General features: G+C 54.9%; 27 protein-coding genes. All 27 read right to left on the bottom strand.

What is annotated here, in order from left to right:
* Window positions 1–2: 2 nt before the first annotated feature.
* Complete coding sequence (locus CPH65_RS18585) at window positions 3–2,567, bottom strand: phage tail tape measure protein (protein WP_096175239.1); 2,565 nt, start codon at window positions 2,565–2,567, stop codon at window positions 3–5.
* A gap of 77 nt (window positions 2,568–2,644) precedes the next feature.
* Entirely contained in the window at window positions 2,645–3,502 is an 858-nt protein-coding gene (locus CPH65_RS18580; protein ID WP_256385226.1) for a BRO family protein, read from the bottom strand.
* A 5-nt stretch (window positions 3,503–3,507) separates the two neighbouring features.
* Window positions 3,508–3,747, bottom strand: coding sequence for a hypothetical protein (locus tag CPH65_RS18575; protein WP_096175237.1), 240 nt, complete (start codon window positions 3,745–3,747; stop codon window positions 3,508–3,510).
* A gap of 285 nt (window positions 3,748–4,032) precedes the next feature.
* The gene (locus tag CPH65_RS18570; RefSeq protein ID WP_096175236.1) at window positions 4,033–4,545 is read right to left on the bottom strand and encodes a hypothetical protein; all 513 of its coding nucleotides are present in this window, start codon (window positions 4,543–4,545) and stop codon (window positions 4,033–4,035) included.
* A 276-nt stretch (window positions 4,546–4,821) separates the two neighbouring features.
* Window positions 4,822–5,292, bottom strand: a complete 471-nt coding sequence (locus CPH65_RS18565; protein WP_157747795.1) for a hypothetical protein — start codon at window positions 5,290–5,292, stop codon at window positions 4,822–4,824.
* 23 nt (window positions 5,293–5,315) lie between these two features.
* Window positions 5,316–5,831: a phage major tail tube protein gene (locus CPH65_RS18560; RefSeq protein WP_096175234.1), complete on the bottom strand. Its 516-nt coding sequence runs from the start codon at window positions 5,829–5,831 to the stop codon at window positions 5,316–5,318.
* A gap of 10 nt (window positions 5,832–5,841) precedes the next feature.
* Entirely contained in the window at window positions 5,842–7,110 is a 1,269-nt protein-coding gene (locus tag CPH65_RS18555; protein WP_096175233.1) for a hypothetical protein, read from the bottom strand.
* 160 nt (window positions 7,111–7,270) lie between these two features.
* Window positions 7,271–8,089 carry a hypothetical protein gene (locus CPH65_RS18550; protein WP_157747794.1) on the bottom strand — a complete coding sequence of 273 codons (819 nt, stop codon included), beginning with the start codon at window positions 8,087–8,089 and terminating at the stop codon, window positions 7,271–7,273.
* A 79-nt stretch (window positions 8,090–8,168) separates the two neighbouring features.
* On the bottom strand, window positions 8,169–8,684 hold the full coding sequence (locus tag CPH65_RS18545) for a DUF4376 domain-containing protein (RefSeq protein ID WP_096175231.1): 516 nt from the start codon (window positions 8,682–8,684) through the stop codon (window positions 8,169–8,171).
* Window positions 8,685–8,687: 3 nt separating this feature from the next.
* A complete protein-coding gene (locus CPH65_RS18540; RefSeq protein ID WP_096175230.1) occupies window positions 8,688–9,842 on the bottom strand; it encodes a hypothetical protein in 1,155 nt (384 codons plus the stop codon).
* Window positions 9,843–9,853: 11 nt separating this feature from the next.
* A complete protein-coding gene (locus tag CPH65_RS18535; protein ID WP_096175229.1) occupies window positions 9,854–10,054 on the bottom strand; it encodes a hypothetical protein in 201 nt (66 codons plus the stop codon).
* Window positions 10,055–10,065: 11 nt separating this feature from the next.
* Window positions 10,066–12,327 carry a hypothetical protein gene (locus CPH65_RS18530; protein ID WP_096175228.1) on the bottom strand — a complete coding sequence of 754 codons (2,262 nt, stop codon included), beginning with the start codon at window positions 12,325–12,327 and terminating at the stop codon, window positions 10,066–10,068.
* An 8-nt stretch (window positions 12,328–12,335) separates the two neighbouring features.
* Window positions 12,336–12,992, bottom strand: a complete 657-nt coding sequence (locus tag CPH65_RS18525; RefSeq protein WP_096175227.1) for a phage tail protein I — start codon at window positions 12,990–12,992, stop codon at window positions 12,336–12,338.
* Window positions 12,989–13,915, bottom strand: a complete 927-nt coding sequence (locus tag CPH65_RS18520) for a baseplate J/gp47 family protein (protein WP_096175226.1) — start codon at window positions 13,913–13,915, stop codon at window positions 12,989–12,991. The genes CPH65_RS18525 and CPH65_RS18520 overlap by 4 nt, the downstream gene beginning before the upstream one ends.
* 13 nt (window positions 13,916–13,928) lie before the next feature.
* On the bottom strand, window positions 13,929–14,297 hold the full coding sequence (locus CPH65_RS18515) for a GPW/gp25 family protein (RefSeq protein ID WP_157747793.1): 369 nt from the start codon (window positions 14,295–14,297) through the stop codon (window positions 13,929–13,931).
* Window positions 14,284–14,583 carry a hypothetical protein gene (locus CPH65_RS18510; RefSeq protein WP_096175224.1) on the bottom strand — a complete coding sequence of 100 codons (300 nt, stop codon included), beginning with the start codon at window positions 14,581–14,583 and terminating at the stop codon, window positions 14,284–14,286. Before CPH65_RS18510 ends, CPH65_RS18515 begins: the two co-directional genes overlap by 14 nt.
* Before the next feature lie 12 nt (window positions 14,584–14,595).
* Window positions 14,596–15,183, bottom strand: coding sequence for a phage baseplate assembly protein V (locus CPH65_RS18505; protein ID WP_157747792.1), 588 nt, complete (start codon window positions 15,181–15,183; stop codon window positions 14,596–14,598).
* A gap of 1 nt (window position 15,184) precedes the next feature.
* Window positions 15,185–15,985 (bottom strand): hypothetical protein, encoded by an 801-nt coding sequence (locus CPH65_RS18500; RefSeq protein WP_096175222.1) that lies wholly within the window; start codon window positions 15,983–15,985, stop codon window positions 15,185–15,187.
* A 2-nt stretch (window positions 15,986–15,987) separates the two neighbouring features.
* Window positions 15,988–16,392 carry a hypothetical protein gene (locus CPH65_RS18495; protein WP_096175221.1) on the bottom strand — a complete coding sequence of 135 codons (405 nt, stop codon included), beginning with the start codon at window positions 16,390–16,392 and terminating at the stop codon, window positions 15,988–15,990.
* Window positions 16,392–16,787: a hypothetical protein gene (locus tag CPH65_RS18490; RefSeq protein ID WP_096175220.1), complete on the bottom strand. Its 396-nt coding sequence runs from the start codon at window positions 16,785–16,787 to the stop codon at window positions 16,392–16,394. Before CPH65_RS18490 ends, CPH65_RS18495 begins: the two co-directional genes overlap by 1 nt.
* Window positions 16,787–17,845 carry a major capsid protein gene (locus CPH65_RS18485; protein ID WP_096175219.1) on the bottom strand — a complete coding sequence of 353 codons (1,059 nt, stop codon included), beginning with the start codon at window positions 17,843–17,845 and terminating at the stop codon, window positions 16,787–16,789. Before CPH65_RS18485 ends, CPH65_RS18490 begins: the two co-directional genes overlap by 1 nt.
* 11 nt (window positions 17,846–17,856) lie before the next feature.
* On the bottom strand, window positions 17,857–18,204 hold the full coding sequence (locus CPH65_RS18480) for a hypothetical protein (RefSeq protein ID WP_096175218.1): 348 nt from the start codon (window positions 18,202–18,204) through the stop codon (window positions 17,857–17,859).
* Window positions 18,201–19,547: a S49 family peptidase gene (locus tag CPH65_RS18475; protein ID WP_157747791.1), complete on the bottom strand. Its 1,347-nt coding sequence runs from the start codon at window positions 19,545–19,547 to the stop codon at window positions 18,201–18,203. Before CPH65_RS18475 ends, CPH65_RS18480 begins: the two co-directional genes overlap by 4 nt.
* Window positions 19,540–21,186 (bottom strand): phage portal protein, encoded by a 1,647-nt coding sequence (locus tag CPH65_RS18470; protein WP_096175216.1) that lies wholly within the window; start codon window positions 21,184–21,186, stop codon window positions 19,540–19,542. The genes CPH65_RS18475 and CPH65_RS18470 overlap by 8 nt, the downstream gene beginning before the upstream one ends.
* Before the next feature lie 13 nt (window positions 21,187–21,199).
* Window positions 21,200–21,421, bottom strand: a complete 222-nt coding sequence (gene gpW / locus CPH65_RS18465) for a gpW family head-tail joining protein (RefSeq protein ID WP_096175215.1) — start codon at window positions 21,419–21,421, stop codon at window positions 21,200–21,202.
* A 45-nt stretch (window positions 21,422–21,466) separates the two neighbouring features.
* Complete coding sequence (locus tag CPH65_RS18460; RefSeq protein ID WP_096175214.1) at window positions 21,467–23,509, bottom strand: phage terminase large subunit family protein; 2,043 nt, start codon at window positions 23,507–23,509, stop codon at window positions 21,467–21,469.
* Window positions 23,412–24,173 carry a hypothetical protein gene (locus CPH65_RS18455; RefSeq protein WP_096175213.1) on the bottom strand — a complete coding sequence of 254 codons (762 nt, stop codon included), beginning with the start codon at window positions 24,171–24,173 and terminating at the stop codon, window positions 23,412–23,414. The genes CPH65_RS18460 and CPH65_RS18455 overlap by 98 nt, the downstream gene beginning before the upstream one ends.
* Window positions 24,174–24,248 lie beyond the last annotated feature (75 nt).

Genomic DNA, 24,248 nt, shown 5'->3' with positions numbered 1-24,248 from the left:
CCTTATGCAAAGCTTGAGGATCCATAGGATTCGCTTTCCGCGTCGCCAAGCATTTTAATGATCAGGGATGCGAGCGCGTTTTCATCCATCCCTGCGGCGGGATAGATGTTCTGGACAATTGAACGCCCCTGCCCCTTACCAGCCATCGACCGTAGAGCCGCGTTTGAAGCAACGTGACCACTTTGCCCCATGGTTATGACCTCACGGCCATTCTCACCAACTTCCAGTGTATCTCCGGCATTGAAATCGCCGCCATGCGCCCGCTTTTTGTCGACCAGAGAATCCCCAATCACACGCGGACCACTAAATACCACACTGCGAATCTTCGCCGCCTGATCCCGCATTGCATTAGGAATCCCTGAATTGGCAATTTCGCCGCTCAGCTTTTGCGACGCCGCTCGCATTTCCTCAACAGCCGATTGCGCATTGGCCCGGATCTTGGCCCGATCCTCCTCGCTGGCCTCACGATAGAATTTGAGCCTCTGGCGTAGCTTCTCCACCTCATTGGTTGGAGCCATACCGTCGCCGATACGCTGCGACTGTTGCCAGGCCATGGCCCGCTCGACCTCGTCGCGAGGTTGAACACCCTGAAACTTCTTCAACCAAGCATCAGGATCCGCGTGCGCTCGTACCCGATCTTGCGCCCCCATCGCGAGCAAAGCGGCTGTGGCACTTGCCGCCGCAGTCGCTGGGACGGCCCGGCTAAGGACTGTCGTCGACGGCACGATACTGCGTCGCGCGCCTTTCTTACTAGCTTTGCCAGTATCAAGGATGCCATCACTAACCCGCTTGGATTTGTTCTCGAGGGTGGTGTACCGTTCGATTAGGCCGTCAAGCCCCTGTGTCAGGGCGATCCAGCCACCTTGCACCAGAGCCTTGGTGAGTCCGGCACCGGCGACAGCCAGCGTCAGCCCGGCAACAGCCCCCGTCGCACCGACGACGCTGGCCCCGACATTAGTCATGGTAGTCAGCGCATCGCCGTTCTTGTCCATCCAAGCTTCAAGTTTATCGAGGTATGGCTGGACCGTGTCGGAAAGCTTGCTCATACTGCTAAGAAACGACCCTGAGATCTTGCCGGAAATCCGCTCCCAACTCTGGGCCATCTTATCCATTTTGGCTTGAGGATCATTGAGGACCTCAGTCAGGTCGCTATCCAGTTTCCCGGCCCCTTCGAAGCCCGCTTTCTTATAAGCCTGATACTCATCGATCTGCGTCATTAGCGCTTGAGCAAAATTACGCGCCTGCTCATCTCCAAACATTTCATCGAGCCGGAATTTGTCACTTTTGGCCGCCTCCCTAATCACTTTACCCATGTGCAAAATGGGATCTTTGCCGTATTTCAGCGCCCCTTTCCATTCGGTCTCGGTATCGATGCCTTTTTCCCTGAAGCGCTTTTTGGTTTCATTTGATCCGAGAGCGGTAAAAAAGTTGCTGAAATTGTTGGCGGCTATTGCGGCGTCATTTGTACTATTCATAGATACCTGAAACGCAGCTGCCTGAGACGCCACCGCATCCATACCGGTGTACTTTAAACCCTCATATTTGGATGCCAGTTTCGCGCCATATTTGGCCATTGAGTCCATCTCGAACTTGCCGGACTTGCCAATAGAATATTGAATTGCCAACGCTTTTTCGATCTGTTTTGGATCAATTTTCAGATTGCGCAAATGCGAGTCCGTCAGATTGACCAGATCCCTTGTGTCCGCCCCGCCGACCTTGGCGACACGGCCCCAAGATGGCAAACTCTTTTGAATATTGCTGTTGGACATACCTGCTTCGATGGCCGCAAAGGCAGCCTCAGCGACCTGAGACCGATCAAGGGCCACTTTTGCGGAAACGCGATCAACGATCCGTTTGGTGTCCTCCGTTTCCTTGCCCGACAGCTCGCCCTTGATTTTATATTGCGTGAAACCGGCCTTATATTCCGCAGCGCTGTACACTTGACGCGCAGCGGCTCCTGTCAGCCTTTTGGTGCCGTAAAGCACTCCACCACTCACCAGCGCCCGACGGCCCCACTTGTCGCGGTTCTGCTCGATCTTGGATAGCTTCTCTTGCGCGCGGCGAGCCGATTCCGCGCGGCGCTCCCAAGCGGTGCGGTTGCGATTGATGTGGCTTTCAGTCTGTTTCAGCTCAGCTTGCAGGCGGTTTTCTGCGCTCGCGATATTGCGCACCGAAATGCCCATGCTGTCAAGGCTGTGCTTGGCCCGGAGTGTCTGTTGCGCATGCCGCTGCGTCGCGCGCCCCGCCTTCTCGACCGCCCGTGTTGCGCGCTCATACTCGGCCCGCATCTTGGCGGTGACTTTGCCACCCTTGGAAAGCTCGCTATGCAACTTTTTTTGGTGCTGCCGGAGCTTATCGAGGTTTTTGCGGCTGTCTTTCCATTCCTTGTCGAGCTTCTTATAGGCCTCAATCGATTTGATAGGGCCTTTAAGATCTTCGAGCTTTTTAAGCGCGCCACCGGCACGCTTGGCAAACTGCTCACATTGTTTCGCGCCACGGTCCAGCGGCCCCTTGATTTTCATCAGGGCACCAACCGACAGTTTGACATCAACCTGTTTGGTTGCCATGACTCACACCTTTCCATGCGCAAGCGGCCCACACCGCTGATGCGGGCAGGCTGTTGCTCTTGCTCGATTTTTCGCTTTTACCAGTCGATATGCCGCTGGGGGATGATCACCGCACGCGAGGGTCGCTTGCCAAATTTCATCGGGTTACCGGATCTGCACGCCCCATCAAGGGACAATAAGGCATCCCGCCAGTTGCCAGCCCACTGCGTTCCCTCAAACACACCCGACAAAAAGGGGTGTGTGTTGGAGATAGCGATGCAAGACTGCCGCCTCGGAACATCCACCTTGCACCCGACCCGGTGCGCGCCGTTCGTTGTCCGGTCATGCAAGGCGTTGGACAGCACTTGTTTGACCGTCATACCGCCACCAGCGCTTTGGTTGAGGAGATGCTTCAAGCATCCCTCCCCGTCATCGCGCGCCGTTCCGGCCAGCTCATTCACCCCGTCCCGTGCCACATCCGGCAGGCCGAGCATGGGCCACAAGGACATCGCCGCCTCGCGCCCAAAGGTTGTGCGACATTCCCGGATCATCGCAGCTCTGGCGTTCATCTCATTGTTGAGCAAAGCCCTGTCCGCATTGACCGGCACGGCAATCACCGGCTCGGGCGCCGGAGCATAAGACCCGGTCTTTCTGAGACTCGGCAGCACTTCACCGGTCACCCATTTGCGAAAACGGTGTTGTGGCGTCCCCGGCGTCACTGCCTTTCGGCTACGCAGTGTTAACGTGTAAAGTCCTGATTCTGTTACGTATATCATGTTCTTGGTAACAGGAGTCCGTATTAAACACGTACCTCTTTCGTCGTCATCCAGCTTCCGCACAGCTACTTCTGCGTCTTGAATTTCCAGACAATCGCAGACATCTCTCGCAACAAAGCAATGCTCACCATCCTTCTCGAACGTGCGCAAGGCATTTCCGTTGAAATCAAATGTGGTCATCTCGTTCATGACGCCATCCTCCGGCCTTCAGTTTTGAAGTGATCCAGCTGCTGTCGCGCCAGGCGCAACCGATCATTCATCGCCATTTGCATGGCGGTGGCGACCTTGTTGGCGGGCGCATTGGGCGGCATGTCGCAACAGGCATCGAACAGCACATCAAGATACTGTTCGAAATCAACGAATGCCGATTCCATGGATGTGAAAATATCTTCAGGTTTAGGGTCTGCGACCAGTCTCGGGGTCATGGCGAAAGCCTCTTTGTAAGCGTTTCAACGCCACTCACCAGCGCGCATTCTAAGACCCGCTGGTGAGCGGGAGGTTAGAAACCTGTACAAAGTCAGGCGGGCTTATTCCCCCGAAGGGTATTCTATTCACCGCCCTCCCGCCCATAGAATCACACGAGAAGCTGCCAAAAGCAGAAAATGGGCACAAAAATACCGCTGACTGACGGGTGCGGTATCCGCTTTGTAAAGGTTTCTACGCCTCATTTTTGAGTATGTTGCAACCCTGAGCGGCTGTCAAGTCCCTGACTATTTCTCAGGAGGTGGAGGTGGCATTTCGCAGGTGTTTATCATTTCCCTGATCGCAACCGTACTGCCTTCTACTGGGAAGGTGTGAATTCGCTCTCGCAAACGTATGGCTATCGTCTTTTTTGCCGCCCCTACATCTTTGAAAAAATAGAAAAGGTTGCTGTCACTTCCAGCTCGGAGAGTCAACAGCATCGTGTTTCCCTTGAAAAACTGGGCAGATAGTTTGAAGGATCTTACCTTTCCCTTATCCACCCTTGTATCGATAGAAATACCTTTGGTATCTAGCAAGCCCTCGATGTCAGGTTCATTTGCAATGGAAATGCCCATCAAAGTCGCACTTGGAATCCCTTGCCAACACTTGAATACAAGTTCTGATTGATTGAAGTCAGAAGCCGCCATTGCGGCCGCGATCTTAGTGTCCTCAAAAGGATCTTCGTCAATCAAAAATTCCCAACCTGCATAAGATGGGTTTGACCAAATTGCCAACAAAAGTGTCAGTACGATTTTGTGCATAACAGACCCGATTCCCCTTCGAGCGCTTGCGGTATCTGAATTACAACCACACAAAACGCCTGCTGACAACCCTGCGTGGATTGGTTGGGTTTTTCGTGTCTCTTGGTCTGGCCTATCTGGTCTGTCTGAACAATTAACCTTTTGCGCCTGCCAAAACAGCCCGAAGCTCCAGCGCATTCTCAGCGCGGCGTGACCACGCAAAAAGCTCTTGCATGGTCAACGCATCATACTGGTCATAGGTGAACATCATCGGGAAGATCCCGGCGACGGTTGCAATCAGGTCGTCACGCCCTGCCAGATCATCAGCTCGGCTGGATCTGTAAAAAAATTAAACGCCGCCTCGCACACCCGGTCGAAATCAGGCCCTTGCAGATCATAGATCTGATCGAGCGAGTATCCGCTGATCTTGACCGCACATTCCGCACGCAAATCTATAAGGGTCTTTTCACCAGAAACAACAGCCCGGCCACCTTCATCGACAATGAGCTGAGTGGCAAACCAGCTGCTTTCGCGACCAGTTGGCGTCTTGAGCTTGACCGATTTAACGACCTTGCCGTCGACGACCCACTCAAAGTCGATTGGCACCTCGGTCTCTTTCCAATAGTCCTCAACCTTTGGCTCCGGCTTGAGCTGGTCAATCCTGCTGTCGAGCACCAGCTTGATGGCCTCAAGGTCTGGGAGAGAGAGGAAGGCGTCACCGCCCTCCAGTAGATCAAGGATCTTATCCTTGGTTGTTGCTGTTTTCATTTCATTTGACATGAATAGTTCCCTTATCCGAGGATTGCCCGATTTTCGGCATCCACGTCAACACCTGCGATCTTCATGCCGCCCTTGACAGTCCAGGCGTAAAGCTGCTGGCCATTCGATGAGATCGCATAAGACATGACACCCCGGAATGCATATTCGTGATGATGCAGGCTTTTGCCGCTCCTCGCCTCTGGCGAGATTTTGGCCAACTGACCTTTATAGGTCATTTTGTAGCCCGTTTTTTCACCGGTGTTGGCGTTGACCACCACCCCATTGATGGTCCAGTTGGCGGCGGTCAGAAATGCCTTATACAGCTGGTCAAGATTGCCGACCAGCTTGAGCGTTGGCTCTACGGCCTGCAGCCGACCGGTCCCGATTTGCAACGTATGCCCGGACATGCCGGCGCTTTCGAAATCCTCGAAATCAGCCTCAAGATTAGGCAGGCCAAGTTCTGCAATCTCGAGGCGGATGACCTCATCAGGAAATAAATCGCAAAGTGCGGAAACATCCTGCAAGGTCTTGATATCATGGTAGGCCATCAGGCGCTCCTTATGCGGTCAAGTTTTTAGCGAAAGCTTCAAGCTGAGCGATCTCGATTTCGATGCCAGCGATATCCGGCGCGAGGGCCTGATCTGTGCGCATCAGTGGCGAGCGGAATTCCACACCACCAGACAGCTTGAGAACGCCCTCGCGCCAGTCATCAACCGACCCGCTATTCGGGATGAAATCGATATGCGGAGCGGTGTAGATATGCCGCTCATCTGCCAGCTCATTCAGCCAACCCTGGGCACCGGTGATCATGTTTTTGAACACCGCATAGTCGGTGTTGTTGATCAGATTGTGCTCAGCGTAATAGCGGGCCAACGTCAGCAACACATAGCTTTTCATGCGCGCTTTGTTGTAAAATTTCAGCTGGCTGTCATTCGACATGGAATGCGCACCGCGATACATGGTGCCGCCATCGCCGGTGGCGTTGTCATCAAGGCCGTTGCCAAGCGTTAGGATGCCGAGGCCCTGCGCAAGCAGGCGCTGGCCTTCGCAGGCGTCGCTGAAATCATTGTAGGCGATTTCGCGAGCCGGTCCTGAACACCTGATGGTACGCCCTCCAGCCACATGACTGGGGACGCCGTCATGCTTGAAGTCAACGCCAATCTGGAGTCCGGCAATATAGCCGGACGCGCCGCGCGTCACGGGATTGCCAGAACTATCCACGTCGAGGACATGGGTCTCGATCATGTGAGCGTTGACCATGTCATAAAGCGCACGTGCCGCAAGCGCGTCCGTCTCGTCAGTGTTGGTGCCGTTGACAAAGGTGAAGCCAAAATCGAAGGCGTTGACCTCGTCGAGGTTGTTGATGATGAGATTGGCCCCATTGGTAACGTCCGCATCATAGAGACCAGCAATGGTCTTGATGCGGGCCGTCTTGGCGCGGTGCGCTGCTGCCATCGTGAAGGCGTAGGCGCCAGAGCCATCAGCTGATGACCCCGCCAGATTGGCAATGGTCTCGGCATGCTTTGTCGCCTCGTCGGCGTTTTCACTTTCCGGCGCAATGACAACCGTCACATTGGTGGCAGAAACATCCTCGGTCAGACCGGCAGCGATGCTTTGGATTTGATCAAGGACATCACCCTCACCAAACCTCTCAAGCAAATCGCGGTCAGCAGTGGAGACGGTGTAACAGCGGTTATATTCAACACCGCTCGCCTTGTTTGGCGAAGTGCCCAGAACACCCGGAATGGACATGTCCATATCTTTGACGATCTGAACCGTCTGGCTGGTGTCATAAATGGCCGTCGCGCCTACAGTTGGTTTTCCCATTGGGTTACCTCATAAAAGACAAGGCGCGAATGCGCCGAAATCGATAGCCAGCGTCAGCTCATTGCACCGCAATGCGCGAGAGCGACCATCATTAAAAATCCCGCTCACGGCAGCCGTGGCGGGTGGTTCGGTTTTGATTGTGGGATTGACTATCCGGCGTTTACTCGGTCTTCTCAGCCTCATGAAAACGGCCAAGGTTATTGACAACAAAGTAGAGCTTTGCCTCATCGGCATGCCACTGCCGATAAAAGTCAACAGCAGCTTTGACCGTTGTATCTTTCAACAAGTCTGGTCCAAGTGCTTCTGCAATTGCGTCAGGCTCGCGCGGGGCATCCTTGCCAAGCAAATGCAACACCAGTTGATTAAATTGTTCTTTTTCGAGCCTCTCAGTTTTTTCGACAGCCTTCAAAACCATCGACTGGATGATCCTGCCAGCGATATTTGGATCATCAAATTTGGCAAAATCAGATGCCTCTTTTTTGTCAAAGCCGAGTTCTTTGAGACGCTCAGCCAACATTTTTCTGACCCGGTCATTCTGAGAGAGCGAACCGCCACCAAGCACGCCGCGCGACCTATTTCCGATATCGATAGCAATCTCTGCCAAGAGCTGAGCCAAAGCCTTGGCCTGCGCAGCATCCTTGGCAACAGCTTCCAGTTTAAATTGAAGATCAAGTCCCAAACCAGATAGCTTCATTTGCGAAAACTTTGTTCGAAATGTCAACACAGCTCCTACCGTTGCCCCAGCTAGAAAGCCTAAGCCGATGGTGACTGAGCTTGGCAAAAGATACTTCATTAAAACTGCGCCACCAGCTGCGCCGCCGAACATAAGCACAGCGCCCCTTAGATCATCCAACAAGTTTGCGTATGCTTTTTTCATATCCGACCAGAACCAATCCGATGGCAAATGAAGGATTGCTATCAGCTCCATCTTGGTTGGAAAGTCGTGTAGAGTCGATAGGTCTACTTCTGGTTTAGACATAAGAAGCATTCCTTACAAAAAATCCCGCTCACGGCAGCCGTGGCGGGTGGTTCGGTTTTGGATTTGGGTTTGGTTTTACCTACGGCACCGGCCAATAGGCGTCGTCGGTGTAGTCGGACGGGATCGGCGTTGCGGCCTTGAGATCCCAAGACGCCTGCATCACGGCAGAGATGAAAGTCGCCCCACCCTGCCAAAGCTCAAGGACTTGAGATGGTGTCAAATCATGATCGACGTTGTCGGCATCCCGAAATGTAATAGTCGTGGTGTCCCCAGAAGCGATATGGAGCTGAGCGCCTGTCACCAAACCCAAAAGATTGGTCTGATCTTGCGGACGCCCCTGCAAAGGGATTGGATCAACAACGCCAGTAACAGAAACACTGCACCCGGACTCGATCCGCCGCGACCTCTCGGCATTGACGTCATTACCGGTGGTTGCTTGGGCGGTATTAGGAGCAATAATACCGCCATCAGCCTCCCATTCAGAAAGAATTTGGCGGTGCCTATTGGTTGGATGATCAGGCACGGTCAAAACTCGCCCGTCAATGACCGCATTGATCGAACCATCTTGAAGATATTTTGCACTTTCGACCGGCATTTTTTAAATCTCCGCATCCAGTTCTACTATTGCTGAGTAGTAACTATCTCCATCAGAAGGTACATTTGTATACACCCTAAGACTTGCATCTGTGATCGGACCAAAGTTTATTGCGCCGATGTTTTGGCTCTCTAGCACCGACATTACACTGACTGCTGGTATAACTCTTTTCTTCGTTGGATATGTTACATGGCTTCCTACAAACCCATTCGAAACAACGTTCCCTATGAAAAAAACCGTTAGTTTTTCATAGTATCTTCGGCAAAGCTCAGCTTCAGCTTGATAAGATCTACAATCATAATCATAAGTCATCGCCCGGCAGTCGCCCTTGCAGACAGAAACCCGTGCCGCATCGGACGGAACAACGACAGACGTCTGGCCACCAGAAAGCCCGGTGACGTAGATCGGACTTGCCGCCGTCACGCCGCCAATTGTTCCCGTGCCACCACCGGTCCATGTCAGTGTGTAGTCACCGGCTGGCAGGCTTTCGATCATCTGCTCCAAGCCGTCGGCATGGCCTTTCCATCGGTCATAGCCATAAACGCCTATCCCCGGATTGCGAGTGCCGCCGCGCCGGTTGACCGTGAAGTCACCGTTGATAATCCAGTTCCAGCCTCCGCCTAGCCCGATGTTCGCCTGTGCCTGCCCCTTCTGGGCCTCAGTCAGCGCTTGGGCGTTGGCAAAGTCCAGATATTGATCCGCCGCAGCCTCTTGACTTAGAAAGAGGTTATCAGCCGCTTCCTTTGTGTAGCGATCAGCAATAGCCGCCGCTGCTGCACCGAGCGCCTGAGACAGTTCCAATATGGCCGCATCGAGTGTCTCCGCCTCGACACCGGATCCGTCCGGAATGCCCACATTCGTCGCCGAGATCCCGCCCTGCTGGATCGTGAGCAATTGATCCTTGGCGAGATTGATATCGGCAACCAGCTCTGTCAGTTTGGCTTGTTCGTTGGCCAGCTGTGGCGCGATCGTGTCCGTGATGTTCTGCAGGGCCGCCGACACGCCAGACGCCTCCAGCGCCTCAAAATCAGCCACCTTGTCAAGACAGGTCTGAAGCGACGAAAACACCGGACCAAAGATGTCCTGATAGAGTTGCCCCGTAAGGTGGGTGTCGCCGTCAATCCCATTGACCGTGTTGATTGCATCCTGCAGAGTCATGATGGATCCCCTTAGTCTTTGGTGCTATTGGCTTCAATCAATTCAGCACTTTTGATCTTGTCGCCGTCCCCCTGAGCGATGATCGCGTTAAGCGTCGAGCCTTTCATGTCCAGCTTGGTCTGGCGAGGGCGATAGACAAAAACCCCCGCCTCGACTTTCTTGCTGAAGCGCACCAGATAGCGCGCCTCGTCGATGTAGCTTGTTTCAGCCATGACGATACTTCCTAAAATGCGTTGATCTGGATGCTTTCGCCGAACGGCAACAGGATGTCGCTATCAGACGTTGCGTCGATCCGCCCGGCGAGCGTAGTAACGGCAGCGCCAAGCGTGAAGTTTGCCGTCACCTTGACGCGGGTGTCGCTTTCGCGATCAGGCTTGTAATCGATCGCGTCCGCATCGATAACCGAACCACCCACAATCAGCTTGGGCGCGACTGTGTGGTGGACCTCGTCAAACTCATCCATGTAGACAACAAGACTGACACTGTCAGTGGTCTCCTCGAATGTGTAATCCTCGGTGATGGCGACCATGTCGGTGCCCATCCGACCGCAGATGATCCGCGCGTCGGCATCAAGAATGATGAAAGGCGCATTGTCTGGCGTGCCAACAAGGACCGCCTGATAGGCACAAAGCACCGGTTTGGTGGCGAGCGGATTGTCTTCCCGCCCGTCCATGTCGATCCACTCATCAGTGCCAACGGGTTTGACCTGCCACGAGAGAGAAGCCGACCCGGTCTGCACCGCAGCGTAGGCCATCTGGATCTCGGTCATCCCGTTCTCCAGGCTGACCGGCTCCATCGGCACAACAGTCCGATTGTTCTTGAACTCGGCCATGATCAGGCGATGAGAAAGATCGTTCTCGTTCGAGCCCTGTGCCCACACACCATCCGTAGAGGCAAAACTCGTCCCCTCAGGAAAGGCGTTTCCGGTTGTCATCGAAATCGAGTGGTTGCCGGTTGTGACCGTAAACCATCCGTATCGATTGCCCGGCTCTTGCGCGACAGCCCCCAGATCAAACTCAACCCAACCCTCCCTGAGATCCACATGAGCCACCGTCGCGGTCTTCAACACGCTTTCAAAGTCCGGCGTGCCATCCACCCGAACCTCACACAGGCAGAGCGTCACATCGCCTGTCGATCCCACATGCGTGAAATACAACTGGACGCCCAGAAGGATCCCGTATTGAGAGCAAGGGAAGGTCTGCGCATAGATCGCCCCGGTCAGGCCAACCTCGGTTGTGATGTAGTCGGTGTAAGTCTTGGTCTCAGTGTAACGGATGATGCGCTTCAGGTTGTAGCCATAATAGCCGGAATGGGGCTTTTCCTTTTTCGTGATCGTATATTCCTGCCCGTTGATATAGACCAACTCGCCGACGTTCCGACCCCGCAGTGCACGCCATTGCGCTTGGTTGGAGCAGACCGAAATGGTCTCCCCATAGCGCATGGACTCGTAACTGACCGTCTTCTCGATCGCCGTCAGGACAGAGTAGGTCGTATTCGAAAGGTTCTGTTCACTGCCGCCCTTGGGCAGTTCGAACCGCACCACGCGATCATGCGCAGGCATGACAATCTTATTGTCATAGATGACGATGTCATCGCTTGCTGCATCCAACAGCTCGATGCGATCATTCGACATATTCACATAAGGAAAGCGGATCCCCTCCATAATGCGAAAATTCGCATTAGGATGATCGAGATCCCAAAAATCCTTTACCAATCCGTAGTCCGACTTGTAGTTGAAGGCCTCGTCTGGCATGTCCAACTCTTCGCGGATCTCCGCCTGCCCTCGCACCAGTTGATACGTCAGCCAGGGCGGCGGACCATCTTCGATCTGCTGGGCGATGCCAGCAACATCGGTCTTTATGGTGGTCACACTGTTGTTGATATTGGCGATATTTGCCTCTGCAGCTTGCAGGCGGATCTCGATCTCATAGACAGATTTGACCCGTGCATCCTCGCTGGCGACGATATCCTCGACGCCGGTCGACTTGAGCAAGACAAAGGCTATGCAGCAATCATCTTCGTCGATGGTTGGCTTAACCGCCGTTGGGCTGATCTCGCCGAGCTGCACGGTGATGCTGGCCGTTCGGGTGATGACCTTGGGAACGGACTGCGTCACTGGCTCTGAGCTATTGAGCGGCTCATCGCTCGTCTCCAGACGACGGTTTTTGTTGATCGTATCCTCATTGGCCCGTGCCAGCAGGGCGACCCATCGCCCGTCGCTTGCCACCAGAGGCTTGTAGACCTCAAGGTTTAGATCCTCAGCCTCAACATGATTATAAGTCGCGGAGCCATTGTAATAGCGCCCGATGCCGATGGTCACAGAGTCCGCATCAGCCGCCTGACTAACCGTGAAGCTGCTATAATGCGCAGGCCAGCCTAGGGCCTTGGCGGCGTTCTCGTCGAAATCATCGCGCGCATTCTCGCTGAGCGCGGTGAAGTCTTCAGGCTCGACGATCTCGGCCTCATTGAATTTAATGATGTCCATGGGTGAACCTACAAATGTTCGCGATCAAGGAAAGGACTGATCGTGTAAGAGCCATCAAGCGGCAAGGCATCCCCAAAGGTTGCGCGGCGCTTGTATGAAAAATTGACGAGATATTCGACATGTTCGGCCTTGGCAATGCGTGCCGCTTTCTTGGCTCGCTGCAGGGGTGTCAAATCGACCGGACGTGCCGCCGCCAGCCCCAATGCACTACGGCCCAGCACAAAGCTGTTCGCCTTGCGCACAACAAGCACCCTGATCAGATACCGCGCCTTGAAGGCCGGGAATTGCAGAGGCGTAAAGGACGGGCTTGACCGCCCCAGAACGAACCGGCACGGATAGGCGATCCGATCGACGATCTCAGCATCAACAAACCACAGATAACGCTTGAGACCTTCGAAGGTGCCCTTGAATTCTGCCAGCTGCTCACCCGGATGAATGACAGACAGCCCAGCGCATTGCGCGACCATCTCGCGTTTGCGATCCTCCGGCCAATCAGAGAACCACAAATCGACCGAATAGTGCGCCGCCAAACTCGGCAGCCAATCAGCTGGTGTCCGGTACGGATCCATAATAGTTGCATAATCAACCGGCAGATCATCGGACATTCCAGCTGTGATAGCTTTTTCGAACGGCATAGCATTGGTGCGCGTGGGGAGTGAGGTCATTCTGCAACCTCATACTTAATTGTGATGGATCCAAGCACCGGCACCAAATAGGGACTCGACGCGATAACCACTGGAGCATTGTCCAATACAGTCAGTACATTGCTGCCATAAGCGGCCCCTGCCAGCAGCCCGGTCGGAATCTGCCCACCGATCAGCGCACGTGCCAGAGCAGCTTTACGCACGCGGTCGAACACTTCCCCAACGACAACCTCAGGATCCGGACCAACACCGGGAACGACAATCTTTAGGTCAACGTCGTAAGCCTGTTGCGTAGCTTTAAGGACCGCCACACTGGCCGCCTCGGGCATCCGATAGGCATGCCGGACAGCAGCAGCCACCTGATCACGCTCGGCATCAGTAGGCAGAGCGCCATCAAGACCACAGATGACCACATCCGTATCCCCGCGCCGACCATGCACCAACTGGCCATTGACCCTTGCGTCGCCCATTGAAGGCCACGCAGTCCAGGCGTCGAACAGATATCGCCCCGCCGACCCGCTCGCAGGAACATCAAAGCTCAAAAGATAGCGACGTAGTAAATTCAGGTCTGTTTCCATAACCACATCGCTCGTCGCGGATGCTTCAGAAACAATAAGGCGCGAGATATTGCGACTTGCAACCAGATTATCAAGATCTGTGCCAGTGGAATAGGGAGCCAAAAGCGCCTTAATCGCGTCATTCACCCGACTGCGGTCGAGTAGACGCAGATAACTAAAGGCACGCCCGACTATCTTGGCCGGGTCGGTCTCCAGCAAATCAACATCATAATCCGGCAGGCTTTCGTCTGTAGCCTGCTCCTCGGCCCAGATTTCCAGAAATCGGTCACGATACCCGTCAAAAAGATCTTCAAAAGACAAAGCCTCAAGAACGGCAGGTCCTGGCACGTTGGACAGGTCGATCACTGTCGGAGCATAAAAAGCCATGGGAAACTCCAGCCTATACGCGGATTGTCACGTTGGCCTTGGCAACCGTGAAATCGCCAAGGTGCGCACGCGGCATGAAACTGCCGAGAATGCCAAAACTGAAAACGCCATCGCGGCGCTTGTCGACCGTCTCGTCTGGGATAAACCGAGTGAGCCTAAAACGGGGTTCCCAGAGGTCGATTGCAAGCGCAATAATCCAGTAGATCAGCGCGGCGGTACGATTGTCTTGGTTTTCCCGAAGCAACAGGGAGGTGACAAAGGAGCCAAATTCTTCCAGTTGCACCAACTCGCCAAACTTGGTTTGCAGTATAATTTCGATGCTTTGCACCACATGCTCGATCCCGACAAGTGGCTTGCCGGTCCGGCCATTAGTCCCCGCCATTGGTCGAACCATCCGGCTGCACCGACGCCTCGGAGCTTTCCGCTACAGCTTCCTTTTTCATCTTGGCGGCAAACTTTTTCCTACTGGCCTCACGTGACGCATTGGTCACTTGGCCGGTGCGCAGGAACGGCTCCATCTGCTTGGTCGTCATCTCGATCGGATCTTTGGCAACGCGTGGCTTTTTGCTCGCCACCTCGACAAGGACAACCTTGGTGGTGCCCGGAATGACAGGCTGCCCCAGCATGCGATTTGCCGCTTTCTTGGTTATAAAGTGATCAGTGCTCATGACACTCCCTTTCTATTGTGGTTTTCCGGTCAACGCGCCTCCGGGCAGCACATCCGTGTGCTTGTGTGTCTTGTCGATCGCATGACCGTCATTTTTGACATAGCCACCATTGAGATCGACGTTACCCGTGGTCGTAATGCCTGAGCCGTCAAGCAACAGGCTGGTGCCGCCGACCGACGCCTCCAGCTTGCCCGCTGTGATGTCGAGCTTGGAATCGCCAACAGAGGCTAAAAATCTGTCAGCTGTGATTTGCAGCTTGGCGTCACCATTGGTGAGCAACACCTCATCAGCCTCAGAGGATGGGCTTTGATTTTTCCCGGACCAGTCGCCGGGCTGGGCAAAGGCTTGCCTCGCATCGCCATTGGGGCAGAACAGTGTCACGACCTGCCCCACCGATGGCGTCACCCGGATTTTGATCGCCCCCGAAGCCAAAGACGGCCAGCGGGCATCAATCGGATCCCCATCACCAACTTTGACTTTGACCCTGTCGCCTTCATTGTCGACTTCGGTGATATTTCCGATACGGATGATTTTAGCGCTCACATGCTCAAGCCGCGAAATGCGATTAAACAGCCGTCGCACAGGGTCAGGAATCATCATTTCATTCCTCCGGCGGCGCAGTCTCGGTGACCAGGCCATCCATGGAAACACCAAGCGAACCGGTGATTTCCTTCACCCTGATCGGCACAAGCGCTTGCGTCCGGTTATAATCCTCGCGACTGTCGAGCCCAAGAATGATCGCGCTGGATCGATCTAGCCCAATCTGCTCGATGCCACGCACCCAATCGGCAAGATTGCCGGTGCCCTCGAAAACTTTGCGCATCAAAGTCGCAATGGCTTTATATTGCTCAAGACCATCGCTCTCGAACTTGCTAACCACGTCAGCCCAGACGCCCACCAGAGCGCCGCCGCGCACCGGTGACGGGTAGACGGACATTGGCATCACGATACGCCTCAGTGACCGCTTGTGGCCTTTTGCGTCAACTCCGCAATAACTTCTGACCGGCCCACTGAAATCAGCAAAGGAGCGCCAAAGCTCCGCCCACTCACCGCTGATCGACCGCATATGCGCGTCAATGTCATCCTCGACCAGATCGCACATCAGCTCAGCTTTGGCATTCATGCGCTCAGGGATGACCACCACCTCGCCGTCTGGCGTTGTGAAACTGTCCTGAACACCGGCAAGCAGGTCAATTGCAAGATCGACAATCGGCTTGCGCTGGCCCCCAAAATCCCTGTCCAAATTTTCGGTATAGACCGACGCCATAACATCAGGCCATTTGCGCGCATCCTTACCGTCATCAAGCGGCGCGATCAGGCTGTCCTCAACATTGGTCTTGAGCGATGGGATCTCCATCAGCATCTGGACCGTCAGCATGCGCAAGAGCGTCTTGGTCAGCATCTTTATGACTCCATGGAACAGCCGCAAATAATCCAGCCGTTACCCTCGTCGAGAATTTCATCGACGACATAAGCAACAGCCTCCAGATCCTCATCCTTATAGAAGCGATCGAGTTGGTGCGGCGCGCGCACCAGACCCGGCTGATCGGTGTGGATCGAAATAACAAATTCATGGTTGGCCAGCATGATCCGCATGCCGTCCTGCATATTGCGCAAATCCGCGCTATCAAGACGCTGTGTCGCAACCAGATCCGCCTTGACCTCAACTGGATCATCGTCCGCACCACTGGCCGACATGGATGACCAGCCGTCCGAATTGACACCAACAAAGAAAAGAGGCTTGCCGAAATACTCAGCAAGCCCCTTTGAGCGAGTTGCGAACCGCTCGCCGAATGACGAGCGCGCCATTATTTGGCAGCCGTGCCAGATGCGCCGTCTTTCTCGGTGCCGGACTTACCGTCAGCCTCGGTGCTAGACTTGCCGCCAGTTTCGGTCTCAGCGCCAGACTGGCCGTCTTTCTCGCCAGTGACGCCTCCCGTCTGATTGGACCCACCGGATCCGTCACCAGCTGTCGCCGCTTTCTTTCCCGACTCGTCATCATCCTTGCCGACTGCAACCGCCGTCACTTCTTTTTCCGTCACAGCCTTGTAGGTGTCGACAAGCTCTTTCAGCTCTTTGGTCGGGTTGCCCGTCTTTGTGAACAGCTTGGCATGCGTATCAGGCAGGATCTCGGTCCCAGCCGCAATCTTGCCAGCAGAAGTCACCAAGGCGCACGCCGCAACGTGAATTTTCACTTTTGCCATCAGATCAGTCCTTTGATTTTCATGGTGCCATTCGGGCGACCGGGAATCATGAGCGGAGCCGACTGTGTCATGGCAACATCCATTGATGGGTTGTCCTGTTCATAGACGCGCGGGAAAATAGGCAAAGCCTGAAGCCCGGCCTTTTTATCCTCGATCATACCAAACCCGCGAACACCATAAACGCCCTCGGTCCCCGTTGCGCCGACCGGAGCAACCATCAGAACCTCATCAGCCGCCAGATACCGTTTGGTCTGGTTGTCGAGCGGATCCCGATAGGTGCCATTATGCACATAGATATAGAACTCGCCGACCATGCCTTTGAAGGTGACGGGATTGGTCGGGTCGTCAGCAGTTGGCGACGTGACGATGGTGGAGACGTTGCGGATCGTGGTATCAAGCTCCTCCTTGATGGAGTTGTTTTTCTTGAATACCCTCCAAATATCGTTTGTCATGTAGACATCAGTCAACGGAGAGCCACACTGTGCCGCGCCTGCGCTGGACCAATTCTCAAGATCGCTCTTGATATCATGATCCACATCGGACCACTTTTCGGTCGGTTCGGTAACAACAATGGTGTTGTTGGCATTGCGACCAAAATCAACCAGTTTCGACGGATAGTCATCACCAACGATGGTCACCTGAGAATTGATCAGAGCCATCTGGGCGAGCCATTCCCAACGCCCCGTGATCTGCAATTTCTGACGCGCCAGCACCTGCAAGGCAGCCTGCTCCATCCGGTCCATCGCGCTCATGACACCGCCAAACGGCTCACCCGCCAAGCGAGTCTGAGCGTCACTTGGGCGAATGTTATCGATCGGTTTGAGATAGGCGGGAGCAAATGATTTGACCTCAAATCCTTCGCGACTTTGCGGGCGACCCGCCGAGGTCGGGATGACGAACGGTGCCAGCGTCACCTGCCCCTTGAACACGTCGTCAAAGTAGATTTTCGGCTTGTCGGACCGATGCTCAACCTTGAAATACTTGTCAAGGAAATGCGTCTTAGGGACGATGATGGTGTCGATCACCGAGATCAGCTCATGGAGCGTAAAAAGGTCCATATCGGATCACCTCATGCAGGAGTGTAGGAACGGCAATAAATGCCAACAGCGCGAAAGGCCCGCTTGACCACGGTCAGGTCAAGCTCGCCAATATTGATTAGATCCTCATTGAGATCATCGACCTCAACAATGACCGGGACTTTCTGATCGGCGGCGATAGTCATACCCTCCATGATCACCGCGTCGGCGTTGGCAGCGGTCGCAATCGGGATATAACGCCCATTTGCAGCATCCCATTCCAGCACGTCGCCGCGCTCATAGGTGCCAGCCAGAACCGTGAATACGGCGGTCTTGACATTCAGCCCATGCAGGATCTCAACCGTGCTGGAACCATGATTGGTGAAGCTGGCCAAGGTCATTTGACACCCCCATACTGTTTCTGAGCACGAGCCAGAAGGCGTCCGCCCTCAGACTTGCCGCCGGTTGCACCAGCGCCGAGATCCGGCTGGTTACTTTCTGCTTTCTGACGGCTGGCCGCATACTGTGCCGCCCCATCATCGGCGAGATCACCCGGCTTGGTGTCGTCAGTCGCAGCCTCCACCTTGGGGAGACTATCAAGCGTAGCCTTGGCTTGCTCGACGGTTTGGCCAGAGTGGATAGCAGCAAGAGCAACCGCGCCATGTTCCTTGGCACTTTCAAGGCCAAGGATGCCAGTCACCCGATCCTGCTCTGCCTTGATCCCTTCCTTCATCCCGTCCTCAAGAGCAGCCGCCACAGCAGCCCCCAATTCAGCCTGCGTGACCTGACCTTCGCCAGATGCCGCAGCCTGTCCGTTTTTCGTTGTCATGGACAAACCTCTGTGTTGCGCGGTGGTCACCGCAGTGTCATCGTAAAAAGCGGCCAGCGCATCGTCAAACGATCCGACCGCATCGATCAGCCCAAACTGCAAGGCATCCGGGCCATTAAAGGTACGCGCCTCAGTGGCGCGGACCGCATCGGCAGATAGGTGACGATGTGACACCACATGGTCGACAAACTGCTCATAAACTGTGTTGATTTCCGCCTGTAAGTCGGCCTGCGTTTCCGCAGACAACGGCGCATGCGGATGACCATCAACCTTGTGCGCCCCGGCGTGAATAAGGGTCGGCTTCACACCTTCCATTTCGTTTCTGGTTGACCGGTCAACATGCATCAGAACGACGCCGATAGAGCCAACCGCACCGCTCTGGATCGCCGTGACAAGATCACAGGCGGAAGCAAGGATGTAGGCCGCCGAACAAGCCATTCCGTCGGCGACCGCATGGATCGGCTTGACCACGCAGCATCTGGCGATATGGGCTGCCAATTCAAAACAACCCCAGACCTCGCCACCCGGACTTTCAAGGTCGAGCAGGATGCCTTTGACATCCTTGTCACTCATAGCCAAGTCAATCTGAGCTCTAAGACCCTCATAGGACTGCAAGCCGGAATAAGCGCCAACCCAAGCCCCTTTATTGATCAGAGCACCGTCGACCGTGATCACTGCCACCCCATCGACTAGGCGGAAATACTCTCGATGGTCATATTGACCACCAACACCACGCGACTCGCCAATGAAGCGCGAGGTACTTGGCGTTCGCTCGCCATCGGGCGCAGAAGGCGCAATCACATCAAGACCGATCCGACCACCAAGAACAGCCATCACCGTCTCTGCCTTGTTAGGCGTCAACAGCAGCGGTCTATTCAGCACACGATCAGCCAGTCGCAAGAGATCCTTACTCATCCTCATCCCCTTTGTTGCTGGCCGGAGCATCATCCCGCATCAACTCAGGCTCGATCGGCGGAGGATCACCCTCCGCCGGGTGCCGGATCCCGCGTTTTTGATGGTCTTCAATTTCAGCCATCAGATTGTCCATGTGTTCGTCGTAATCCTCGCCACGCTCGGCCAGGATCTTGCGTTTGGTCTTTACACCAATCTTCATTTCCAGATCCTCGGCGCGACCATCTTTGTAAGGATCCGCAGAGCCTCGACCCGGCCCAATCCAATCGCCGGATAGATAGGCCGACGGCATATCCCAGAAGGACGGCGCGCCACGCGGCACCCTGATCTTGCCGCGCGCAATGCCCTCCTCGATCACCACTCGGAACCACGGACGGACAAAAGTTGCCTCGAAGCCGGATCGTTCACAGGTCACCCCACGCCAAATGTTTGTGATCGCGCCCCGCCAACCCGAATAGCTGAGCTTGGAATAATCTGCCGTCAGCATTTCAAGGCTGAGGTTGGTCGCGCTGGCAACGTTCCGAAGCGCCGCCATCTCAAACTTGTCATAACCAGCTGAGGGTCGCGCCGGATTGGTGAAATTGACTTTTTCGCCAATCGCGGTTTGCATGAAGCGGACTCCATCCATTTCCAGCGGATTGGTCTGTCGGTAGACCTCTTGCTGAGCCGCCAGCGTGTCAAAGTAAGTGGCGACCCCAGCCTCGGCCTGCTCAATGCTGTCCGCATCACCGATCAAATGCTCGATCACGTCATGCTTCGCATCGGTCTCGACAAAGGCCGCAAGGATTGCATTCAGTGTCGCCGCCTGCAGCTCAGCCTCGTCAAACTTCGCCAGCTGGCGGAGCTTCTTGACGATCGGTGCCAACAGTGACCGCCCCCTAAATTCGCCCGGCTCTTGCGGCGTGAAGTAATGCAGAATCCGGCGGGTGCCATCCTCGTCATACTTGGCAATACGCACGCTTTCCGTCTGCCTGAATAGCGACAGCGTGTCATTTGGATGCGCAACCGTAAACCAATAGGCCAGAGCCTCATTGTGTTGCCCCAGCTCGATCCCGTCCCGAAAGCGATCGGTCGGCGGCGTGCCAAGCGGTTGCTTGAGCCGCGCCGAATGGATCAGCTCAAGTGCTGTGTGAGCTTCCCCACCTCGCTCTAGATAATGAAGCCTACCAAGAGCGTCGCCCGTAACCAGACAATGCTTGAACGCAGATCCCATCTGCATAGCAACGGACTCGCGCTGAGCCGCATCATTGCGCAGCTCCGTGTCACCGCAATAAGCTGCAATCCAAGCCTCGATTTCGTCGCTGAGATCGCGGGCCTGCTCCTTGCTGATACCCAATCGCTTGCTGTTTGGGCGGCTGGCAAATTTCCATCCAATACCAATCACCATTTCCAGCTTGCGCTGGAGGGCAGCCGATGCCCATGGATTGTTGCGGCCCATATCTTCTGTGCGAGCAACCATCATGTTGCGATCAACAGAGAGCGCCGACTGTGGGGCATGGCGCTGAGGACGCCAACCGCCATGACTTTGGCTTGTCAGGCTAGCAGCCTCATAAGCGCGCCCGATTGCTGCACGGGTTGCGACCTTTGGCCGGTGTGTAGCCAGAGGAGAACCGTGCTTGTCAATCAACGTCTTTGATTGCATGTCAGCTCCTCATCTAGAAACGAATACGTCGGTTGTGGTGACGGCGCGAAACAGGCCGACCAAGCTGCTGTTTCAAATCGTCGATATAAGCCCGAAGTTTGCTTTCGCTGGGCAGGTTAAAACTGGCTGATTTGCCGCCTTGCGACATTTCCCGCTCAAGATCACCGGTTAGCAACTTGTGCAAGGTGTTTTCCGCCTCGGCCAGTCGTGCCGTTAGCGTCTCGGTGTCAGCCATGTCGTCGCCTCTGTTTCACGGGAACTGAACGTGAAACAAGGGGCACTATGGCCCCTTGTTCTTTTTGCGCGCTTCTCGCCTCTCGCGTATTGCGCGTAAGGTCGGGCTTTCCACTTTGTCTGGATCGGGCGGCTTGTTATCGTCGATCGGCCCGGTCTGTTTCTGCAGATCCGTTAAGGCGGCATGCAGTTTGTCAGCTGTATCTGCAATGACAGCCGTTTCGCTGCCATGCCTTGTCATCATGTCCTCAATATCCATCTGAGCATCCGGGTCAGGCTGGCCAAGCTTGGCCTCCAGCATGTCCCAATACTCATCGGATACATCAAACACCCCAGACCGCCGCGCGGCGACCTCGGCCTGATTGAGCATATCCAGCGCCTCGTTTGCCTGATTAGGATCTTTCTCCCAGACATATTTGACAAAACCGGTCTTAGTGACTTTTCGGACTCGCTTCTCTGCTGCAACCTGATCGAAATAATCATCATCCAGCCCGCGCGGAAAGGCGACGTAGGAACGGCTGGCCGGGTCGTCGATTTTGGTCAGAGATCGGTAAAGAGCCCATTTGAAAGACCCGGCATTGAAGTGAAAGAACTGCCCGCGATATCGGTTGACTTTACGCTTGCCGCGCTTGCTGGTCTCCCACTTCACCTCCATAAGCGGTGGAACATTTTCACTTTGATGACCGCGCACCATGATCACTTTGGCTTTGCCGTAACGCGTCGCCCAATCCCCTACATCATCGCGAAAAGCGTTTGCGTCGATCGCGGTGCATTTGACCTCAAGATAATGACCAGCAAAATTGCGCCAGCGCCGTTTGACCAGATCGTCAAGTGCCGCCTTGGCCTCATCCTCTGAGATATGATGCGGAATAATGCCTTTCTGGATCACCGCCCGGCGGACATTCCTGCCATAAGCAACCAGCGTCCACTCGACGCGATTGTCCTGACAGTCGATACCATAGAAGAGCTCATAAAATCCGGCAGGCACCGCGCCGAGATCGTAGTCGGAATTTTCCGACCGCAGTTTGAGATCCTCAACCTTTGCACCAATCCCGGCCACCTCATAGGCGACGCCGACGTCGTTATTCATAAACACCTGTTCGGCGGTTGGAATACCACGCACCCGGATCCACTTGCGGGCAATCGAGCCGAAACTTTGCAAGGGCGAATGTGCCGTCCAGAGATAGAAACTACGGTGAATGGTCATTGCCTTTGGGTTGCGCGCAACAAACCGCCCCTTTGGCATGACCTGCGGGCGATGATAATCATGGATCTCGCAACCGCAATGAATGCAGGTAAAATGCGAATTATCCGGATTGTCCTCGTCGATATTGGCCTTGAAATTCTCCCATTCGAGCGCCTGATAGTCACCACAGTGCGGGCAAGGAACTTCCCATTCCTCTTGTGACCCGTCCCGGTAATTCTTGGTGATCTTGCAGCCCGGCCACAAAAGTGGCGTTGAGACCTTCAGGATCTTGCGAAATTCATAGGCACGCGATCGGTCGTCGGCCTGTTCCTCCGGATCACCGGCGGCGTTTTCTTCCCACTTCGACAGGTCATCCTGCGCCTGCTTTGGTCGCGACACTTGCGCCAGGTCATCCTTTGATTGCGCGCTGACCGCCTCAATCTTGCCGCGCCCGTCCTCGGTCGCCTTCTCCTGATCGGTATTCTTGGCCTTTGAACTGTTATCTAGAAACAACCGGCGCAGGGCTGGAACACCTTTCAGCAGAGGCCCCATCTTTTCCGAGAGCCATTTCTTGGCGGCACTTTCCGTCGCCTGTACATACATGAAATGAATCGGCCCGGTGATCATCGAGACCGCAACAAAAATCACGATGATGATCGTCCCGCCGAGCTGAGCCGACTTCATGATCGTTACGATCTGGCAAGGATCGTCATCCGACAGCGCATCCAGAATGGGCGGAAAGTATGGAAACTTTTCATCATTGTACGGGCCTGGGAAAGGCTCATCCGGACCAAAGACGATATTCTCACGCGCCCACTGGTTGTGGTCGATTTTCGGTGCTGGCTTGATCTTGCTCGCCGATGTCAGCTTTAGACGTTTCGCCGGGTTGGCCCACTGCAACATCACCTTCAGCCCCGCCACTCAACAGATCAGCTGCAACCAGATCCGGCTCTATTTCCGCCAGCCGGGTCAACTCGTCACTGATGTGAATCCGTAGATCCCGATAGGCATTACGCAGGAAGAACACCAGCGACCGCTTGTCACCGATCTCAAATTGCGCTGCCAGCTCATCACCAAGGCGATCAGGGTGACCCGTCAAAATGTCTGTAATCACCCCGACAATTCGCTCCATCTCCAGCACAGCGTCATCGGTTTTCATGAGCCGCCCGACCCTCAGCAACTCCTCCTCCTGCGCCTGCCGATCCTTGCGCTCGGCATCGCGCAGTTTGAATTCTCGCAGGCGGCGATTGAGGATTTCATCCTCGGATGGCTCCCTTTGCAGACGCGGACTGGTGTGGTCAGGATTCACTGACTGGGCAATGCCACCACTATCGTTCGGACCTAAATTCGGGTTTAGGTTTGTGGTTGCCCCATTGCCAAGGCTTTGGCCGATGTCGCGCCGGATGCCTATCTGCTTGCAGGCAACCTCAACATCGATCTTGGCGCGGCGTCCCTCACCATGCACAGCTTCGCCGGAAATCTTTCCCTCATTCAACATCTGGGAAACGCGAGCGGCACTAACGCCAATCCGCTTTGCAAATTCTGATTTGGAAACAATGTCGGCCATAACGCTCTAAGGATCCGTCCGGCCCTCACCTCTGTTTACCAAAACCAAAGACATCCCCCACAAGGCATCCCGCCC

The organism is Cohaesibacter sp. ES.047 (assembly GCF_900215505.1).
Classification (GTDB): Bacteria; Pseudomonadota; Alphaproteobacteria; order Rhizobiales; family Cohaesibacteraceae; genus Cohaesibacter.
Note: the sequence above shows the minus strand (reverse complement) of the source record. Positions and strands in the feature narration are given on the sequence as shown.